The organism is Sphingobacterium sp. UBA7038 (assembly GCF_002494055.1).
Taxonomy (GTDB): domain Bacteria; phylum Bacteroidota; class Bacteroidia; order Sphingobacteriales; family Sphingobacteriaceae; genus Sphingobacterium; species Sphingobacterium multivorum.
Genome location: NZ_DLAV01000019.1, coordinates 173,932 through 190,592 on the forward strand (window position 1 = coordinate 173,932; position 16,661 = coordinate 190,592).

16 protein-coding genes are annotated in these 16,661 nt (G+C 39.5%); 5 read left to right on the forward strand and 11 right to left on the reverse strand.

Features of this window, described 5'->3' with window-relative positions; all coding sequences use genetic code 11:
- Positions 1 to 195: 195 nt before the first annotated feature.
- On the reverse strand, positions 196 to 1,356 hold the full coding sequence (locus B3H30_RS13320; protein WP_286727522.1) for a dipeptidase: 1,161 nt from the start codon (positions 1,354 to 1,356) through the stop codon (positions 196 to 198).
- On the reverse strand, positions 1,353 to 3,077 hold the full coding sequence (locus tag B3H30_RS13325) for a serine hydrolase domain-containing protein (protein WP_286834365.1): 1,725 nt from the start codon (positions 3,075 to 3,077) through the stop codon (positions 1,353 to 1,355). The genes B3H30_RS13320 and B3H30_RS13325 overlap by 4 nt, the downstream gene beginning before the upstream one ends.
- Positions 3,078 to 3,307: 230 nt before the next feature.
- Between B3H30_RS13325 and xseA the strand changes: the two genes are divergently transcribed.
- Both xseA and xseB read left to right on the forward strand, forming a co-directional pair.
- A complete protein-coding gene (gene xseA / locus B3H30_RS13330; protein ID WP_070562391.1) occupies positions 3,308 to 4,594 on the forward strand; it encodes an exodeoxyribonuclease VII large subunit in 1,287 nt (428 codons plus the stop codon).
- Between the two features lie 49 nt (positions 4,595 to 4,643).
- Positions 4,644 to 4,865, forward strand: coding sequence for an exodeoxyribonuclease VII small subunit (gene xseB / locus B3H30_RS13335; RefSeq protein ID WP_070562394.1), 222 nt, complete (start codon positions 4,644 to 4,646; stop codon positions 4,863 to 4,865).
- 25 nt (positions 4,866 to 4,890) lie between these two features.
- Here xseB and B3H30_RS13340 read toward each other — a convergent pair whose 3' ends face one another.
- The 3 genes from B3H30_RS13340 to B3H30_RS13350 all read right to left on the reverse strand — a co-directional run bounded on the left by B3H30_RS13340 (position 4,891) and on the right by B3H30_RS13350 (position 7,024).
- The gene (locus B3H30_RS13340; RefSeq protein WP_070562397.1) at positions 4,891 to 5,535 is read right to left on the reverse strand and encodes an MgtC/SapB family protein; all 645 of its coding nucleotides are present in this window, start codon (positions 5,533 to 5,535) and stop codon (positions 4,891 to 4,893) included.
- A 148-nt stretch (positions 5,536 to 5,683) separates the two neighbouring features.
- Positions 5,684 to 6,178 (reverse strand): hypothetical protein, encoded by a 495-nt coding sequence (locus B3H30_RS13345; RefSeq protein WP_286834367.1) that lies wholly within the window; start codon positions 6,176 to 6,178, stop codon positions 5,684 to 5,686.
- A 99-nt stretch (positions 6,179 to 6,277) separates the two neighbouring features.
- Positions 6,278 to 7,024 (reverse strand): aspartate/glutamate racemase family protein, encoded by a 747-nt coding sequence (locus B3H30_RS13350; RefSeq protein ID WP_145328229.1) that lies wholly within the window; start codon positions 7,022 to 7,024, stop codon positions 6,278 to 6,280.
- A gap of 333 nt (positions 7,025 to 7,357) precedes the next feature.
- Here B3H30_RS13350 and B3H30_RS24875 point away from each other — a divergent pair, with 333 nt between their 5' ends.
- Both B3H30_RS24875 and B3H30_RS13355 read left to right on the forward strand, forming a co-directional pair.
- The gene (locus tag B3H30_RS24875) at positions 7,358 to 7,717 is read left to right on the forward strand and encodes an AraC family transcriptional regulator (protein ID WP_312357516.1); all 360 of its coding nucleotides are present in this window, start codon (positions 7,358 to 7,360) and stop codon (positions 7,715 to 7,717) included.
- Positions 7,718 to 7,764: 47 nt separating this feature from the next.
- On the forward strand, positions 7,765 to 8,139 hold the full coding sequence (locus B3H30_RS13355) for a VOC family protein (protein ID WP_145328231.1): 375 nt from the start codon (positions 7,765 to 7,767) through the stop codon (positions 8,137 to 8,139).
- Between the two features lie 10 nt (positions 8,140 to 8,149).
- Here B3H30_RS13355 and B3H30_RS13360 read toward each other — a convergent pair whose 3' ends face one another.
- Positions 8,150 to 8,299 (reverse strand): hypothetical protein, encoded by a 150-nt coding sequence (locus tag B3H30_RS13360; RefSeq protein WP_286834371.1) that lies wholly within the window; start codon positions 8,297 to 8,299, stop codon positions 8,150 to 8,152.
- A gap of 967 nt (positions 8,300 to 9,266) precedes the next feature.
- Between B3H30_RS13360 and B3H30_RS13365 the strand changes: the two genes are divergently transcribed.
- On the forward strand, positions 9,267 to 9,608 hold the full coding sequence (locus B3H30_RS13365) for a YnfA family protein (RefSeq protein ID WP_286834373.1): 342 nt from the start codon (positions 9,267 to 9,269) through the stop codon (positions 9,606 to 9,608).
- 218 nt (positions 9,609 to 9,826) lie between these two features.
- Here B3H30_RS13365 and B3H30_RS13370 read toward each other — a convergent pair whose 3' ends face one another.
- From B3H30_RS13370 to kdpB, 5 genes are all read right to left on the reverse strand, one after another.
- The gene (locus B3H30_RS13370; protein WP_286834376.1) at positions 9,827 to 11,578 is read right to left on the reverse strand and encodes a sensor histidine kinase; all 1,752 of its coding nucleotides are present in this window, start codon (positions 11,576 to 11,578) and stop codon (positions 9,827 to 9,829) included.
- 1 nt (position 11,579) lies between these two features.
- Positions 11,580 to 12,701 (reverse strand): sensor protein KdpD, encoded by a 1,122-nt coding sequence (locus B3H30_RS13375; RefSeq protein WP_286834378.1) that lies wholly within the window; start codon positions 12,699 to 12,701, stop codon positions 11,580 to 11,582.
- 76 nt (positions 12,702 to 12,777) lie between these two features.
- Entirely contained in the window at positions 12,778 to 13,860 is a 1,083-nt protein-coding gene (locus B3H30_RS13380; protein ID WP_286834381.1) for a porin, read from the reverse strand.
- Positions 13,861 to 14,012: 152 nt separating this feature from the next.
- On the reverse strand, positions 14,013 to 14,576 hold the full coding sequence (locus tag B3H30_RS13385) for a K(+)-transporting ATPase subunit C (RefSeq protein WP_286834383.1): 564 nt from the start codon (positions 14,574 to 14,576) through the stop codon (positions 14,013 to 14,015).
- A 75-nt stretch (positions 14,577 to 14,651) separates the two neighbouring features.
- The gene (gene kdpB, locus B3H30_RS13390; RefSeq protein WP_286834386.1) at positions 14,652 to 16,661 is read right to left on the reverse strand and encodes a potassium-transporting ATPase subunit KdpB; all 2,010 of its coding nucleotides are present in this window, start codon (positions 16,659 to 16,661) and stop codon (positions 14,652 to 14,654) included.

Sequence of the window (16,661 nt, forward strand, 5' to 3'; positions counted from 1 at the left end):
TGCGTCGCACGTATTATATGTTCCCCAAGACATTACGCAAGGACTGGTTAGCCCTTCGCTAATAATGCTTCGATAAGGGTTAAATTCATACGCTGTATTATTACGGTATATACTACATCACTGCTTTAACAATACCTCAACAATACTGCATGTATACTTGAACCCCACTGAAAAGCCTTAAAAAAGCCGACGTGTTTATCCTTCATTTTCTTTTAAGATCCGCAAGAAATTTTGTCCCATAATCTTCGCAACATCCGTCTTTGTATATCCTCTTTCCAACAGCGCTTTGGTCAGTAACGGAAATTTAGAAACATCTTCTAGACCTTGGGGTGAGGATTCTATGCCATCGAAATCCGAGCCTACAGCAACATGGTCTATACCCACTTTTTTGACCAAATAGTCAATATGATCCAATAATTTCGACAGTGGAGCATCGGCTTGCCGTTGAAGTTCCTTTGGCAACTTTTCATACATGGCCCAGGTACTCAATTTTGTATCTCCGGTATCGCCAAATTTACTTGCATACAAACCCTTAAGCCTTGTTTCATAGGCAGGATCCAAAAAACCTGAATAAAAATTCACACCAACAACGCCGCCATTTTTTTTCAGCGCCTCTAATTGTTCATCTTTCAGATTACGGAAATGTGGACATAATCCATAGGCGTTGCTATGCGAAACCAAGATCGGTTTGGTCGTTATCGACAGCACGTCATAGAAAGTCTGCTCTCCTCCATGAGACAGATCAATCATCATCCCCAATTCGTTCATTTTGCGAATAATTGCTCGCCCTTGCGCTATCAATCCCTTATCTTTGGAACGCATATCTCCCGATTCCATCGCGGCACAGCTTGCCCAAGGCAAATTGTAGTTCCAGGTCAAAGTGAGGTATTTGGCGCCGCGCTCATGAAGCCGGACCAGATGGTCAACACTTCCTTCAATCATATTTCCACCTTCCACACCGATCAACGCAACTATTTTACCTGTTTTTAAGATCGCATCGATGTCACCTGAAGATTTTGCCAAACTTATTTTATCGGCATTTGCTGCAATCATCTTTTCTAATGCATCGATCTGGTCATTGGCGTGCTTAAATGCCCCGGATTTCCACTTCGCATCATCGGACCACACAGCAAATACCTGCACATCGACACCTCCCTCCCGCAGTCGCGGTAAATCAGTAGCTCCCGTACTTATTCGCTGACCAATATTTTTCCCTGGGAAAATGGATTCGTAAATCACATCATTGTGTCCGTCGACGACCACCAAATCTTGGTGTATCTGTTTATAGTCTTGACTATATCCAACATTGTTGAGTGTCGTCATTGCTAGTCCAAGTAATAAGAGGCTTTTTATCATTTTTGACTTTCATTGATCGTTTCATAAATAGCGTCCTGAATCCTGCTTCTGATATTTAGATCCAACAGCCTAGTACTCACCTGAGGATGTACGCGATTAGACAAAAAGATATAGATCAGTTGATTTTGTGGATCAATCCAGATACATGTCCCTGTATAGCCAGTATGTCCAAATACAGAGCTATTTGCTAACTTAGATGGATATTCATTTTTTGGGTTTGGATCCCAACGGTCAAAACCTAAGCCTCGACGACTGCTTGTCGATTGCCTGGAGGTAAATAAATCTATTGTTTCGGTTTTAAAGTAGCGCTCCCCCCCGTACTCTCCTCTATTCAATAACAGTTGACCATAGATTGCCAAATCATTTGCTGTAGCAAATAATCCGGCATGCCCGGCAATACCGCCAGCCATTGCCGCACCCTGATCGTGGACATAGCCTTCTAGTAATGTTTTCCGAAAGGAGGTATCCTGCTCGGTAGGAACGATTTCATCATTTGCAAAACGCTCTCGGGGAAGGTAACCCGCACGCGTCATCCCCAATGGCCTGTAAAAGTTCTCCTGCACATAATCTTGCAGCGGTTCAGCGGTCTGATGTTCTGCAACTTCCTTCATCACGTACATACTGATATCACTATACACATAATTTCCAGTGGGTTTTACAGGTGATTTTAGCATCTCGGGCCACATGACATCGCGGTAATAATTGTTGAGGATATAGCTATTGTCGGCCATTTTTACTTGATGGTTATCATCGCGGACTGAAACAACGTCTCCAACTTTCAGATATTTATAGAAGGGAATAAAAGGTGTAAATCCTGCTTCATGCAACATGACGGAACGAAGCTTGATATCCTTTTTATTGGTATACTTTGCCTGCCATAGGTAATGTCCCATGGTACTATCCAAATTAATAATATTCCGCTCGGTAAGACGCATAATCACAGGAGTAGTACCGGCAATCTTACTGACAGATGCGAGATCAAAAATATCAGTTGTTTTTGTGGAAATAGCTTTCGCATACGTGTGAAATCCGTAAGATTTCTCCAAGAGTACTTGCCCGTCTTTCACGATCATGACAACAGCTCCCGGTGTTGCTTGCTTATCGATGGCTTCTTGTGCAATGGCATCAATTTTCTTCGTCAATTTGGTCAGGTTCAGATTAGAACTTGATGCAGCGCCATATTGCAGCCTTGTCTGTGTGGTTTTGACCTGACCGGCGGTTATAGGAATCCCACCAAAAATAGACATTGCCATCTGACGCTGTCCCATTTCTGAAAAAGGAGCAAGTAATTCGATCAAATCAGACTGTGGGTGCTCCGATAAACTCTTTTTGTTCTTTTCGTTTTCAAAAAAATGACAAAGGATAACTTTTTTATTGTTTAATACGGCCTGCTTCAACTGTGCTAGACAATCTGCATCTAAGTCATCTTCCTTTCCCGCCACAATAATGGTATTATAATATTTGATGTCCTCATCAAATTTATTAAAATCGAAAACTTTGGTGTTTGCATAACGAGCCAGTTGGTCCGTAAACATCCTATATTTTGCCGCGTTAGGAACAACAACTGCGATACGAAGTTGATCCAGATTTTTTAAAGGCAGCAACTGATCAAGGTTATTAAACAGTATCGTTTCGTTTTTAATTGTAGACTTATATTGAGCAAACAGGGGGCTAATACAGAACAAACCTGCAAATAATGCCCCAAAAAATCGTTTTTTCATTCTGCTTTTATCGTTTTTTAGGTTCTATCAAATAAAAATACGAATTATATAACGAAGGAATAGGTTCGTACGAAAAAAAATCAATTTTGTTACTTATACCTATTGCGCATTTCCAAATTGATGTATTATTATTTGCCATCCTCTTCAGACTAAACGCAGCGACGTTCCTGAAACCTGAATTGGCATTGCCCCCAATTGCATCATGAAGGTTTTTTCTGTAAGTTTGACTAATGCCAGAATTGATTCAAGATAAAACGATATTTTCCTTACTGGAAGTCAGCCGCAGTATCCAAAAGACACTTGCAGAGCGGTATAAGAGTTTGTACTGGATCAAGGCTGAAATGAACAAGCTCAATCATTATACGCATTCTGGCCACTGTTATCCTGAACTGGTAGAAAAACAGGATGGTAAAATTGTCGCTGAAATTCGGTCGATCCTATGGAAAGCTGATTACAATCGTATCAACAACAATTTTCTTAAAGTTGCCCAAGAACCTTTACGAGAAGGGATCACGATGTTATTTCAGGCAAGTATTTCCTATGACCCCATGTACGGGTTAAGCTTGCGCATTGTTGATATTGATCCGACTTTTACCTTAGGTGAACTTGAAAAGGAGAAGTTAGACAGTATTCGAAAGCTGAAAGCAGAGGGCATATATGAGTCTAATAAATTATTGGACTTTCCTGTCGTTCCCAAAAGATTGGCAATTATTTCAGTAGAAACAAGTAAGGGGCTTTCTGATTTTTACAAGATTATTAATCAAAACCCTTGGGGTTACCGCATCGAATCCACCCTCTTCCCTGCATTGTTACAAGGAGACAAGTCAGTACCTTCTATTATAAATCAGCTTGCCATTATTGCTGAAAAAATAGACAGGTACGATGTGGTCGCCATCATCCGTGGTGGAGGCGGTGAGGTTGGTCTTTCCAGTTATAATAACTACTTGCTAGCTCGTGCTATCGCTATATTTCCCATCCCCGTATTGACGGGTATTGGGCATTCGACGAATTATACAGTTAGCGAAATGGTAGCCTATAAAAACGCGATTACGCCCAGTGAGCTGGCCGATTTTCTGATTCAGAAGTTTCATAATTTTGCTATTCCAGTCGATCGGGCTGCAGAGCGCATACAGCAACTCATTCTTACCCGATTTAAAGAAGAGCACAATATATTATCTCAACTGGCAACGCATATACAATGGATCGGAAAGAGAGAAATTCAGACCTCGAGGGCGGCCATCCAGCAATTTCAACATGATCTTAACGCCTTGTTAAAATTGCGCTTTTATGAGCACAAAACGGCACTGGCTCATACCGAACGAATTATTCAGCTATCTGATCCAATTAGACTATTAAAACAAGGGTTTTCAATTACTAAGGTTAACGGAAAATTACTGCAGTCGGTGACACAAGTATCTCAAGGCGATGTAATACAGACGATACTCGAATATGGAGAGCTTACCAGTACTGTGACAGATAAATCTCCGAAGGAAGACCTAGATGAGAACAATACTTAATTTGGCATCGCCATACAAAATTTAAAGAAAGCATATCAAGCATAGCATAATGGGACAGAATTATACCTACACGGATGCCTTTAACGAGTTACAAACTATCGTGAGGGAAATAGAAAATGGCACAACAAACATTGATGAGCTCGCGGGAAAAATCAAGAGGGCTTCCGACCTCATTCAAGTCTGCAAAGCCAAGTTAACAGCGACGGAGGACGAAGTAAACAGTTTATTACAGCAGATAACCCCGACTCAGGAAACGGATGATGATGAATAAATAAAGCAAACAATATCGTAATTCCTTAATATTGATAGGCCACCACCTGCCTATCACGCCGCAGGGTTTCTACAAGCGCTCTATGCTGGTTAACATTCCCCGTCAATCGCCATACGGTATTCAAACTTTCTTTGTTATACCGTTGACTTATGACGACAGCTTTAAAGCCCATACTTCGGATTAACTGTTCCGTATGTTCAAAATCTGCCTCAGATAAGGTCTGCAGTTCATAGTCTTTTATCTTGTGATAATTGTCAATATAGGTTTGTAGATAAGTTAGCAGCGCTAATATCATCAGAACCAAGCCCACACCAATAAAAGCTAAAAATATATATCCGGCACCAACACACATACCTAAAGAAGCTGTAGCCCAAATTGTCGTAGCGGTCGTTATACCACTTACTTTATTGTCTTCTTTGAAAATCACGCCTGCACCTAGGAAACCGATACCCGTAATAATATTTGCGGCTAATCGATCTGGATTTGCCAAGCCAATTTTTAACGAAAGAATCGTAAAAAGACAAGATCCAAAGCTCACCAATATAAACGTCCTCAAACCCGCAGACTTATTGCGATATTCACGTTCAATCCCGATCAGCAGGCCTATTAAGACTGATAACATAATAAGCAAAATGTCTCGCGTTTCGAAAGGTTGAAATAGGTTATCCATGAGTTTATATCTTCTTCATCCAATTTAAGAAAAATAGGGAGATCTATCAAATGACCTCCCTATTCAAGAATAACTCTTTATCGATCCAATACATCGGAGCTTTAATCAGCAATAACGATATATCATAGTAAGCTTCATTTTCATCGACCTAATACATCGGCACTTCAATTAGCAGCAATGATGCATCATAGTAAGCCTCAATGCTTATTTTTTCTGTTTCGTATAAACCAATGGCATCCCTTCTTGATAGCATTTCATTTGCTACGGCGATCTTTCCTTCCAAAACAAAAACATAAAGCCCATTTTGCTCCGAATGAACAGTATATTCTATCTTTTTACCCGCCTCGATGTCTGCCAAGTTAAAATATGCATCCTGATGGATTTGAACGGCATTGTGATCCGCTTTATCTGGTGACACAATGGTCACAAACTTATTGTGCTTATCCAGCTGAAGATAAGATTTGTGATCATGTCGGTCAAAACCCTGCCCTCCTTCTACTTGATCATCATTCAATACGCGCAATGCACCAAAACTCATTCTTTCGGGATCAAGATACTGTCCAAAACTAAATGAATACGCACTTTTCAGCCAGCCGAAATCAACATGGCCCCGATCATTTTCACGGTATATCATCTGTTGCATCTTGTCCTCCTTACTGCATAAGCTTCTACTTACAAAGAGGCAAAACCCACACCAACAGTAATTTACGTTGACAATATGACAATTTGTAAAAAGAGATCACTACAATGGTTTTAGCTTATCCGGAGCAAACGAATGAACAAGTGCACGAGCGAGAATTCTATTCGGGTCTATGAGAATCATCCCATTGTGATCCCGTTCGGGAATAGCAAAAGGCAACTCTGCACAACCCAAAATAATGACCTGTGCGCCTTTCTTTTTCAGGTCGTCCATAACCAACAATAGATCTTCTCTCGCTTTATTCGCGATCGGTACCGGCTGGGCCTTTATTCCATAGTCTTCATCATAGATTGCATTATTTACCTTCTCTTGTTGTGTTCCTTCTGGCTCAACAAAAACGAAACCTTTTCGAATAAAAGCTTCCCGATATAAACTGCAGATCTGCTCTCCAGCGGTAGATAAAATGCCTACTGTTGTGTCGGGATAGTTTTCCACTACAAACCGAACCGTTTCATGAACGATATGCAAGAGTTTCAACCCACTTCCCACACGCGCCATTTCATCTTGAACGACGGAAAAAATAGGCTCTGCATGTGCTGTATTGGATGGAATCGCGGCTATCGTCGCTCCAGCCGTTTCAAGTTGTCTTAAAATTGCAGCAATAGCCTTACCTGGATTAACATTGGATTTATCCAATAAATACGCCGTTCGGTCAGGGATCAAATTTGGACATGAGAATAACAAGAGCGGCAAGTGTTCCTGATCGGATCTTGCCGCCGTTTCATCTATAATTTTCTTTGCAATATCTAGACCTCCATAAGGGCCCAATCCACCTACTATTCCAATCATAAAAACTATTTTTTTATATCTAGATATAACCAATAGTCTTACAAATAGTTTGTAGAAATTACTATTCGTCGGACAGCTTTGGAAATGAAAAGCAGATCAATATCGAATTGAATAATAGCGATTAAGCCAGGAAATCCCGAAAAATAGAGCGGATTTCTTTTTCATGGTAGCGTAGAGGAAATTTCGTAAATTTAGATGACAACTTAAAAGTGTTCTGTTATGGTCGCATCATTGGTTATCGGTATCATATTTTTGTATGAGGAGGTAATTTCCAATTCTGAGCGTAAAAAAGTGTTGAGCCTGACCAGCTATTTAAAATCATGTTATTAAAGAATGCCATCTTCAACTGAACTGTATAAAAAACGTATTAACAAGGTAATTGACCATATCAATAGTAACCTTGATCACAACTTATCTCTTGAGGAGTTGGCTGCAATTGCCTGCTTCTCGCCATTCCACTTTCATCGTTTATTTAAATCCGTAACAGGTGAAACCGTCAAAAACTTCACAAATAGGATCAGAATGGAGAAGGCAGCCAGGTTGCTGCGATTCTCAGAAAACAAACTAAGGATTATTGCCTCAGAGTGCGAGCATCTTCACGCATTGGAGATATTCAAAAACAAAGAACAACTCTGCAACTGGGAACATTTTGAACTGGAGTTCTGCATTCCGATAAGGAAATTAAGGATGTAAGGCTCTCCAACCATTTATAGATAGAATAAACATAAATAAATAGAATTATGAAAAAAGTGACAGGCATCGGTGGAATTTTCTTCAAATGCAAGGACTCCAAAGCGGTTAATGAATGGTATAAAGCGCACTTGGGCTTTGATACCACACCTTACGGCACCAGTTTCGAATGGCTGGAAAAAGATTCAGGGAAGGAAGGCATCACTCAATGGAATCCCTTTCCGGAAAGTTCTGATTATTTCCATCCATCGGAAAAAGACTTTATGATCAATTACCGGGTTGACAACCTGGAAACCCTTGTTGAGGAACTCAAATCACAAGGGGTCACCATCCTTGACGATATCGCCACGTATGATTACGGGAAATTCGTTCATATCGTTGATCCGGAGGGTAATAAGATTCAATTATGGGAACCTAGATCATAGGAGTTCCATCTTACAAGCCCCGCATCATTGCGGGGTCTTTACAATAATATAGTTTCAAGGACCATTTTGCTAGTAAACCGCTGTTGCGGAAAGCAACACTCACTTTTAATACCTCATCCATATTAAACGATTCGCTCATCAATTCATCTACAGGCCACATCAAGTTTAATAGGATTAACAAACGGGATATTGAATATCCCTCGCCACATGATCGCAATCAGTTTGATAAAATGAAGAAAGAGGGTTTGTGTTTCGGTGAATTTTGTCAAAGGGGTTGCACTGATTGAAAAGCAAAAAGACTGCCCCGAGCATCGCGAGGGAGTGTCTTTTTGTCGCCGATTTTCTGGATCAGGCGATTTTTATTCAACGGTGTGCCAGGCAGAGATTCATGATCTTTCTAAAATTCTTGATGTATTTAGCAGTGGTTACGGCAGAGCAATTTGCCGTAGATTGCAAGTAAAATTCCTAGCCCACTATAAAGGCATGATCAACATGCCTGATATGCCGTAAAATGAAGTCAAGATGTCCAATATATGGATTTGATTACCAGAGTGCTTATTGATTCCAGTCAGTAATTATCTTCTAAAAAGTTACTCACCGAATTACTCACTTTTTTTATGAGAATAATTGAATATTTTGGTACTCTTATAAACTATAAAACCTGCAAAATATTTGCAGGTTTTTATCTTTTGTAGCCCGTAGGGGAATCGAACCCTACTTGCATTAATCTATTTATCAGCAATTTACAAACCGTCCATTTTCCTACTCACCGAATAACTCACTGGCTTGACATACGTTTTAGCTGCAAGTGCTTTATACTTTAAAAATAAGAAAATAGTAACAAAAATCCAAGTTATATTGACTTTGAGAATGCCTCCATTGACGCCTTTATCTAAACGTAATTTCCAAAGCGTAACATCCATATTAGTACTAGTACCCAATAATATTTATATAAGCTCTACTCTTTGTCTAACTAGTATTGAATGATTTATCATATTGGATATTAGATTTAAAATACTATTTTAATCTAAAAAAATGGGTGGAAAAACATTAATATGGTATGTAATGAAACAGAATGACCAAAAGAATTTATATTTTTATTTTCCAATAGTTTAAATGAATAATTTATGGCAGTTTTGAAATCATTATCAATTTTTCTACTTGCGGGGATTTGCGAGATAGGAGGAGGCTACTTAGTATGGCTGTGGCTGAAAGAAGATAAATCTATTTGGTTTGGCATTCTAGGCGCGGTATTACTTGCTCTTTATGGAGTGGTAGCTACTTTACAGATAGCCAACTTTGCCCGCACCTATGCCACCTATGGCGGGATTTTTATTGTTCTCTCCATCTTGTGGGCATGGAAAGTTGATGATTTCAAGCCCGACCGCTACGATATTCTAGGAGCATTGATTGCATTGATTGGGGTTTGTATTATTTTTTATGCACCTAGAAGTGGTTATACGGAATAGATATCGGAAATCGTACGAAATTTACATTTTTTACGAGAGAAGTAATGATATGATCACACTTATCCGATATCAATATACAAAGATTAAATCTCTTCACAATTCAATAATCAATGCGCTATTGTTAGCTCCAATTGTATCCATAACTTGTTCTGTCAACTAGATTGGTTCCGGAGATTTGTAAGGTTTTATTTCTAATATCTGCGCCGGATCACAATTTATCATATAATTTCATTTATTATTTTATTATCGAGGTTAAGTGTAAAATAAAACGAGCTTCCTGAACCATAGTCACTTTCAACCCATATGGTTCCTCCCTGAGCCTCAATAAATTCTTTACTGATACTAAGCCCCAGTCCTGTGCCCTCCTTTTTAGTCCCTGGAATTCTGAAATATCTTTCAAAAATCTTTTTTAAATATTGTGGCTGTATTCCTTGACCACTGTCTGTAACTGAAAATCTAACTTGGTTAGCTTCCTTATCGATTTTTATATAAATAGTAGAATTCTCATATGAATAACGAATACCATTTGAAATCAGATTAGTAAGTACCCAGGCAGTCTTTTCACTATCCGTGAGAACGTTTTGGATATTTACCGCATTTTCAATTTCAATTGAAATATTTTTATTTTCTGCCGCTGATTTATTAGCGTTTACAGCATATTCAATGATAGGAGCAATCGGTGAAGGCATTAATTTGATCTGGATTGTTCCACTTTCAACCTGGGTAATGTTCAATAGTTCTCCAGTTATTTTCAGGAGCCTCGCTGTATCATCTTTAATACCATTTATCAACTCTCTCTGCTCAATATTTAGCTGACCAACCTTTTCGTTTTCCAGCAGTTGAACTCCCATCTGAATTGATGAGATTGGAGTTTTGAATTCATGTGATACTGTACCCATAAAATTTGTTTTTGCAAGATCAAGTTCTTTGAAAGGAGTTATATTGCGTAAAAGGATTACCTGCCCAATAAATTTACTTTCCGTCTCCCCGGTTGGAACAATATTGATGTCTATTACTTCTTTTTCAAAATAACTCTCTTTTCCATCCGCATAAATCTTCAGTTGCTCTGTTTTCGTGGTTTTTGTTCCAGAGAGAAAAATATCTTTGATAATATTACGAATAAGATCATTGGTTACCGCGATATCCTGAATAGGCTTTCCAATGCAATCTATTCTATGTAAACCGGAAATTTTTAGGGCTTCATCGTTTGCGAACAGAATCTTCCTGTTTTCATCAATACCGATTACAGCATCATGCATATTATCGATCAATGTTTCAATCCTTTTTTTACCTTTAAGTATCTTGTCGAGTTTACTGTCAGAATATTCCTCCAGTTTTTCTGCCATGGTATTAAAGGACCTTGCGAGATCTCCGAATTCTCCGTGCCCTCCAAAATTTACGCGCTTTGAATAGTTTTGGGCAGCGATCTCTTTTATGCTTTCTGTTAGTTCACGTATTGGATCAGCGATATTTGATGGTAGATTGACAAGAAGAATAACTGCAATCAAGAAACATAATCCACCTGTAAAAGAGATTATTAATATAGCCCTTTCAGCTGTATGGTCAGCGATGTTGCTTTTTCGGTTTATTGCATCCATGTTAAGACGCATTAATTGAGCAATATCTTTTCTTATCAGTGAGGCTAATTGAACATTTTGAGGCTGTTTTTTTAAGAGCTCAAAATGTTTAACAATTAAATTCGTCGTCTCGATCTCACCGGCTTCTGTTGTATTCCGAGTCTGTAAATTGAGTTCATGTTGAAAGGAATCAATGGCCTTTTGGTCGCTACTGATATGTTCAAGTGATAGCAGCATGTTACGGGAATACAATAGCGTGTTGTAATTTGCAACAAGGATATTATTGGTATCTTTTTTTAGTAGATTTACATACCAACCGCTGATCGCTGCAAGTGCAACGATCAAAATAAATAACAGACCAACTCCAAATCTTAATTTTGCTTTAGTTTTCATGTTAGGATAGTATTACAAGATCTATGTTTTCCTGAGATAATTTATTCAAAAGTGTGTTAAAGGTATCCGTTGCCAGAATGATCTTGATTAAGTTTATATGGGGCTTACCAATACAGACTGTTGTTATCATACGGTCCTCACATTCTTTTATAATGGCTTTAGTAGCATTTTTAGCCTTTACCTTTATGATCTCCGCCCCAAGTTCAGTAGCGAGTTTGAAATTGTTTATAAGATGACGTTGTTTGTCCAATGCAATCCTATCGACACTCTCTTTAGGGAGCTGCACATACATAACATACCATTTGCTATTATAATAATTTGCCAAACGGGCAGTCTTCCTGATAATGTTTCTTGCTGTATGCTCATTAGAGCTTATGCAGGCCAAAAAACGTTCCTTCTTAACATTTCGATTAAGAACGACCTCCGTCTCGACTTTTCTCTGCACCTGAGATGCAACCTCTTTTAACGCTAATTCCCTAAGCTGCAGAATATGCTCGTTCTTAAAAAAGTTGTTGAGAGCTGAAGCTATTTTGGAACTGTCATATATTTTTCCCTCTTTGAGTCTATTGATCAGTTCGTCTGCAGTCAGATCAATGTTTACCACCTCATCAGCCTGGGCGACAATACTGTCGGGAATACGTTCATGAACTTCAATTCCTGTTATTTCGCGAACTTCTTCATTAAGGCTCTCGATATGCTGAATGTTAACGGCACTGATCACGTTTATTCCTGCATCCAATATATCTAATACATCCTGCCATCTCTTTTCATTTTTGCTCCCCTCGATATTTGTATGGGCAAGTTCATCTATTATAACAACCTCAGGCCTTAGGTTTAGAATTGCCTGTAAATCCATCTCCTCCAACTCTTTACCTTTATAGAACAACCTTCGCCTGGATATCAGAGGTAATCCGGCAAGTAGCGTGTGTGTCTCAGGGCGATAATGTGTCTCTATGTATCCTAATTTAACGTCAATACCACTTCTCAATAATGCATGAGCTTCCTGGAGCATACGATATGTTTTGCCAACTCCTGCACTCATTCCGATATAAAGTTTGAATTTTCCTCTCCGGGATTTCTGGATCAGATTCAAAAAATGCTCCGCACTTTTTCTTTCGTCCATATTTATTTATATTATAAACTTACAAATTCCCCTTAGACAATACGCTAAGGGGAGGGATTAAAATATATAGGGATAATTAAAAACGTATCGCCAATGATGTTACAGCCAATGAATTATTTTTCTTCAATATGTCATTACGATCATTAAATATAGCATCTTTACTATTTAAATTTTTTACTTCTGTACGCCATACAAAATTCGGAAGAACCTGATAGTCCACATTCAGTGAAGCTCCGAAAGTTTGAAAGCCATTATCCGTGCCAGATGAAATAATTACACCGTTTTTATCCTGATAATATTCTCCTCGTGCAGCAATACTCACTTTTGAGCTTGGAGTATATTTAGCAATGATTGCAGGCGTATACCATCTGTTGTAGCTACCACTCCCTTTGGCTTTCTGTTGAAAGCCGATATCGAACCCTGCAACAAAGGCAAATTTATCACTCAACTGGAACTGTCCATATAAATTATGAAAATATCGCATCTTACGTTCACTATCAGGGAAATCATTTCCGATAAACGAACTGCTGTTCAAGGTTACTTTTTCAGACGGGCGGAATGTCAATTGATGCCCAAAAGCGGGAGTACTGTTTCCATCAACGCGCTGAACCCGCTGCCATCCGTTCAGTATCAGTACAGACATATTCCATTTTCCGTTAGAAGTACCATAGGACAGTCTCGCTCCGGTTTCAAAATAAGGGGAGTTATCAGCCATCATACTTCTGGTCAAGGTATAGCAATCAGCACCGATAGCACTCTCGAAACCTATATGGGAAGGAAGTATACCTGCATCCAACCATAGATTTTGTCCTTTCGACAGTTTTATACCGACATTTGCTTCATAAATGTTTTTTAAGACCCCAGGTTCAGCAGCATAATTGGAGTTCATATAGGAACCTACTCCAAAGCCAAGATTGGCTCTGGTTCTTTCGGTTTCATAAGCAGCTTTTATCAGACCTAAATTTAAGCTTACTTCGTTATTCCGGTTGTGGCTGTATACAAATCCCGGCCTGCTGTTATTTTTTGGATTGCCAAAATCATGTTGATAGTAAACTTCTGCATAACCGCTAATCGTCAGCGGATTTTTAACGTTTTCTTGGGCAAATAGACTTCCTGTCGCTCCCATTAAACATGCTGAGAGCAATAAATATTTATTCATCTTTAAATTGTTTGTATGTTAATCGCCAAAAGGAATACTTACTCCGATTTTTATTCTTAAAAACGGAGTTGATTATTTGCGCGATGTCTTTGCGTTTTGATTTTATAAGCTCCTATTGAAACATCGTATCAATAGGAGCAAAGTCCAGAATATTATCGATCTAATTTATCAAGTGCGATATTAAGTTTAAGTACATTAACCTTCTGTGGTCCAAAAATACCCCATAATGGATCTTCAATATTTTCCTCGATCAGTTGATTTATTTTCTGTTCTCCAAATCCTCTTACCACCGCAATACGTTTTGTCTGGATCTTGGCCGATTGAACTGATATATTCGGATCTAGTCCACTCCCACTTGCAGTAACCAGATCTACGGGTATTTCTGATTTACTTATTCCGGGATTGTGGACTAAAAATGTATCGATGCGTGCTTGTACCAAATTCAGATATTCTTCATTTGAAGATCCCTTATTACTGCCGCCCGAACCGGATGCATTATAGTCCACTGCCGAAGGTCTAGACCAGAAGTACTCGTCCGCGTTAAAGGTTTGGCCTATGTTTGCATAGTATTTTTTCCCATTGTATTCTGTAATTTCCCCTTTTCCGGAGTTGGGTGACATCTGTGCTATCCCCCACACTGCCAGTGGGTATATTATTGTAAAGAAAATGATCATTACAATAGTCAATTTTATGGCGGGCAAAATGTGCTTTTTCATGTTTTTTATTTTTTTGGGTTAAATCATCACCGAAAATGTAATGGTGAAACACCTAACCTATTGTCATATAGTTTATTAAAAAAATACAGCAATTAGCATATCAATTAATTTAATTCCGAGAAAAGGAACGAGTATTCCACCTAAACCGTAGATCAATAGGTTTCTGCGCAACAATGCGCTGGCCCCTATAGGCTTGTAGGCAACTCCCTTAAGTGCCAGCGGTATAAGCAACGGAATTATGATTGCATTGAAAATGACAGCTGAAAGGATTGCACTCTCTGGACTGTGCAGCTTCATAATATTCAATCCCTGCAGTGCCGGGATGGCTGTAATAAACAAGGCCGGAATAATTGCAAAATATTTGGCAACATCATTAGCGATACTAAAGGTTGTTAATGTACCCCGTGTCATCAATAGCTGTTTTCCGATCTCAACTACTTCGATAAGTTTCGTTGGATCGTTGTCCAGATCCACCATATTTCCGGCCTCTTTCGCAGCTTGAGTACCCGAATTCATAGCTACCCCTACGTCAGCCTGTGCTAATGCCGGTGCATCATTAGTTCCATCCCCCATCATAGCCACCAGTCGTCCTTCAGATTGCTCTTTTTTGATGTAGTTCATTTTATCTTCGGGTTTCGCTTCAGCGATAAAATCATCAACACCGGCCTTATCGGCAATGAATTTTGCTGTCAAAGGGTTATCCCCTGTAACCATCACAGTTTTTATACCCATTTTGCGCAAACGCTCAAAACGTTCATGAATCCCCGGCTTGATCACATCCTGCAATTCGATAACACCAAGAGCCACCTCATTTTCAGAAACCACTAACGGTGTTCCCCCATTTTGGGAGATTGCTTTGACTCTTTCTTCAACCTCTTGCGGGAAACTATTGCCAGCTCTTGTAACAAGATTTTTAATCGCATCAGTTGCACCTTTTCGGATACGTGTATTTTCATAGTCTATACCTGAACTTCTTGTCTCAGCCGTAAACTTGATGAATTCGGGACTTTTCACCTCATAGCTCATAGGATTTACACCGGAAAGTTCTATGATAGATTTACCTTCCGGAGTTTCATCAGACATAGAGCTCAATACAGCTGCTTTTATTAATTTTTGCTCGTCTATACCGTATGCTGGGTGGAAATGGGTAGCCTTGCGGTTACCGATTGTGATCGTACCGGTTTTGTCCAGCAATAAAACATCGATATCACCAGCGGTTTCCACAGCCTTCCCACTTTTTGTAATCACATTTGCCCGCAAAGCCCTGTCCATTCCCGCAATGCCGATAGCTGATAAAAGGCCGCCGATCGTTGTGGGTATCAGACATACGAACAAAGAAATAAAGGAAGCAATCGTGATACCTACATTCGCATGATCGGCAAAGGGTTTCAATGTCACACAGACAATGATAAACACCAATGTAAAACCTGCCAATAATATAGTCAGAGCTATTTCATTCGGTGTTTTTTGTCTGGAGGCACCTTCCACTAGCGCAATCATTTTATCCAGGAAGCTTTCTCCGGGTTGCGTGGTGACCTGTACAACGATTCTGTCTGAAAGTACCTTGGTGCCTCCGGTAACAGAACTTTTATCTCCGCCTGCTTCCCGAATGACCGGAGCAGATTCTCCAGTAATCGCACTTTCATCGATGGTGGCAAGTCCCTCAATAATTTCGCCATCCGAAGGAATGACATCACCAGCCTCACAGACAAAAACATCGCCTTTTTTCAAATGTGCAGAAGATACTGTCTGTCCATTTTTAAGTTTGGCCGGAGTTTCTTCTCTTGTTTTGCGCAGGCTATCCGCCTGCGCTTTTCCCCTTGCCTCAGCAATAGCTTCGGCAAAGTTGGCAAACAACAGTGTAAGTAATAATATGACGAATACGGCAAAGTTATACCCAAAACTTCCCTGACCCTGTGCCCCTGACAATGTCCATAAACTGACAATGAGCATAACCAATGTTCCGATCCATACGGTAAACATGACCGGATTACGGAACATCGTTTTCGGATTGAGTTTCACAAAAGACTGTTTCAGTGCCTCCTGAACCATATCCCGTTGAAACAATGATGTATTTTTGTTCAT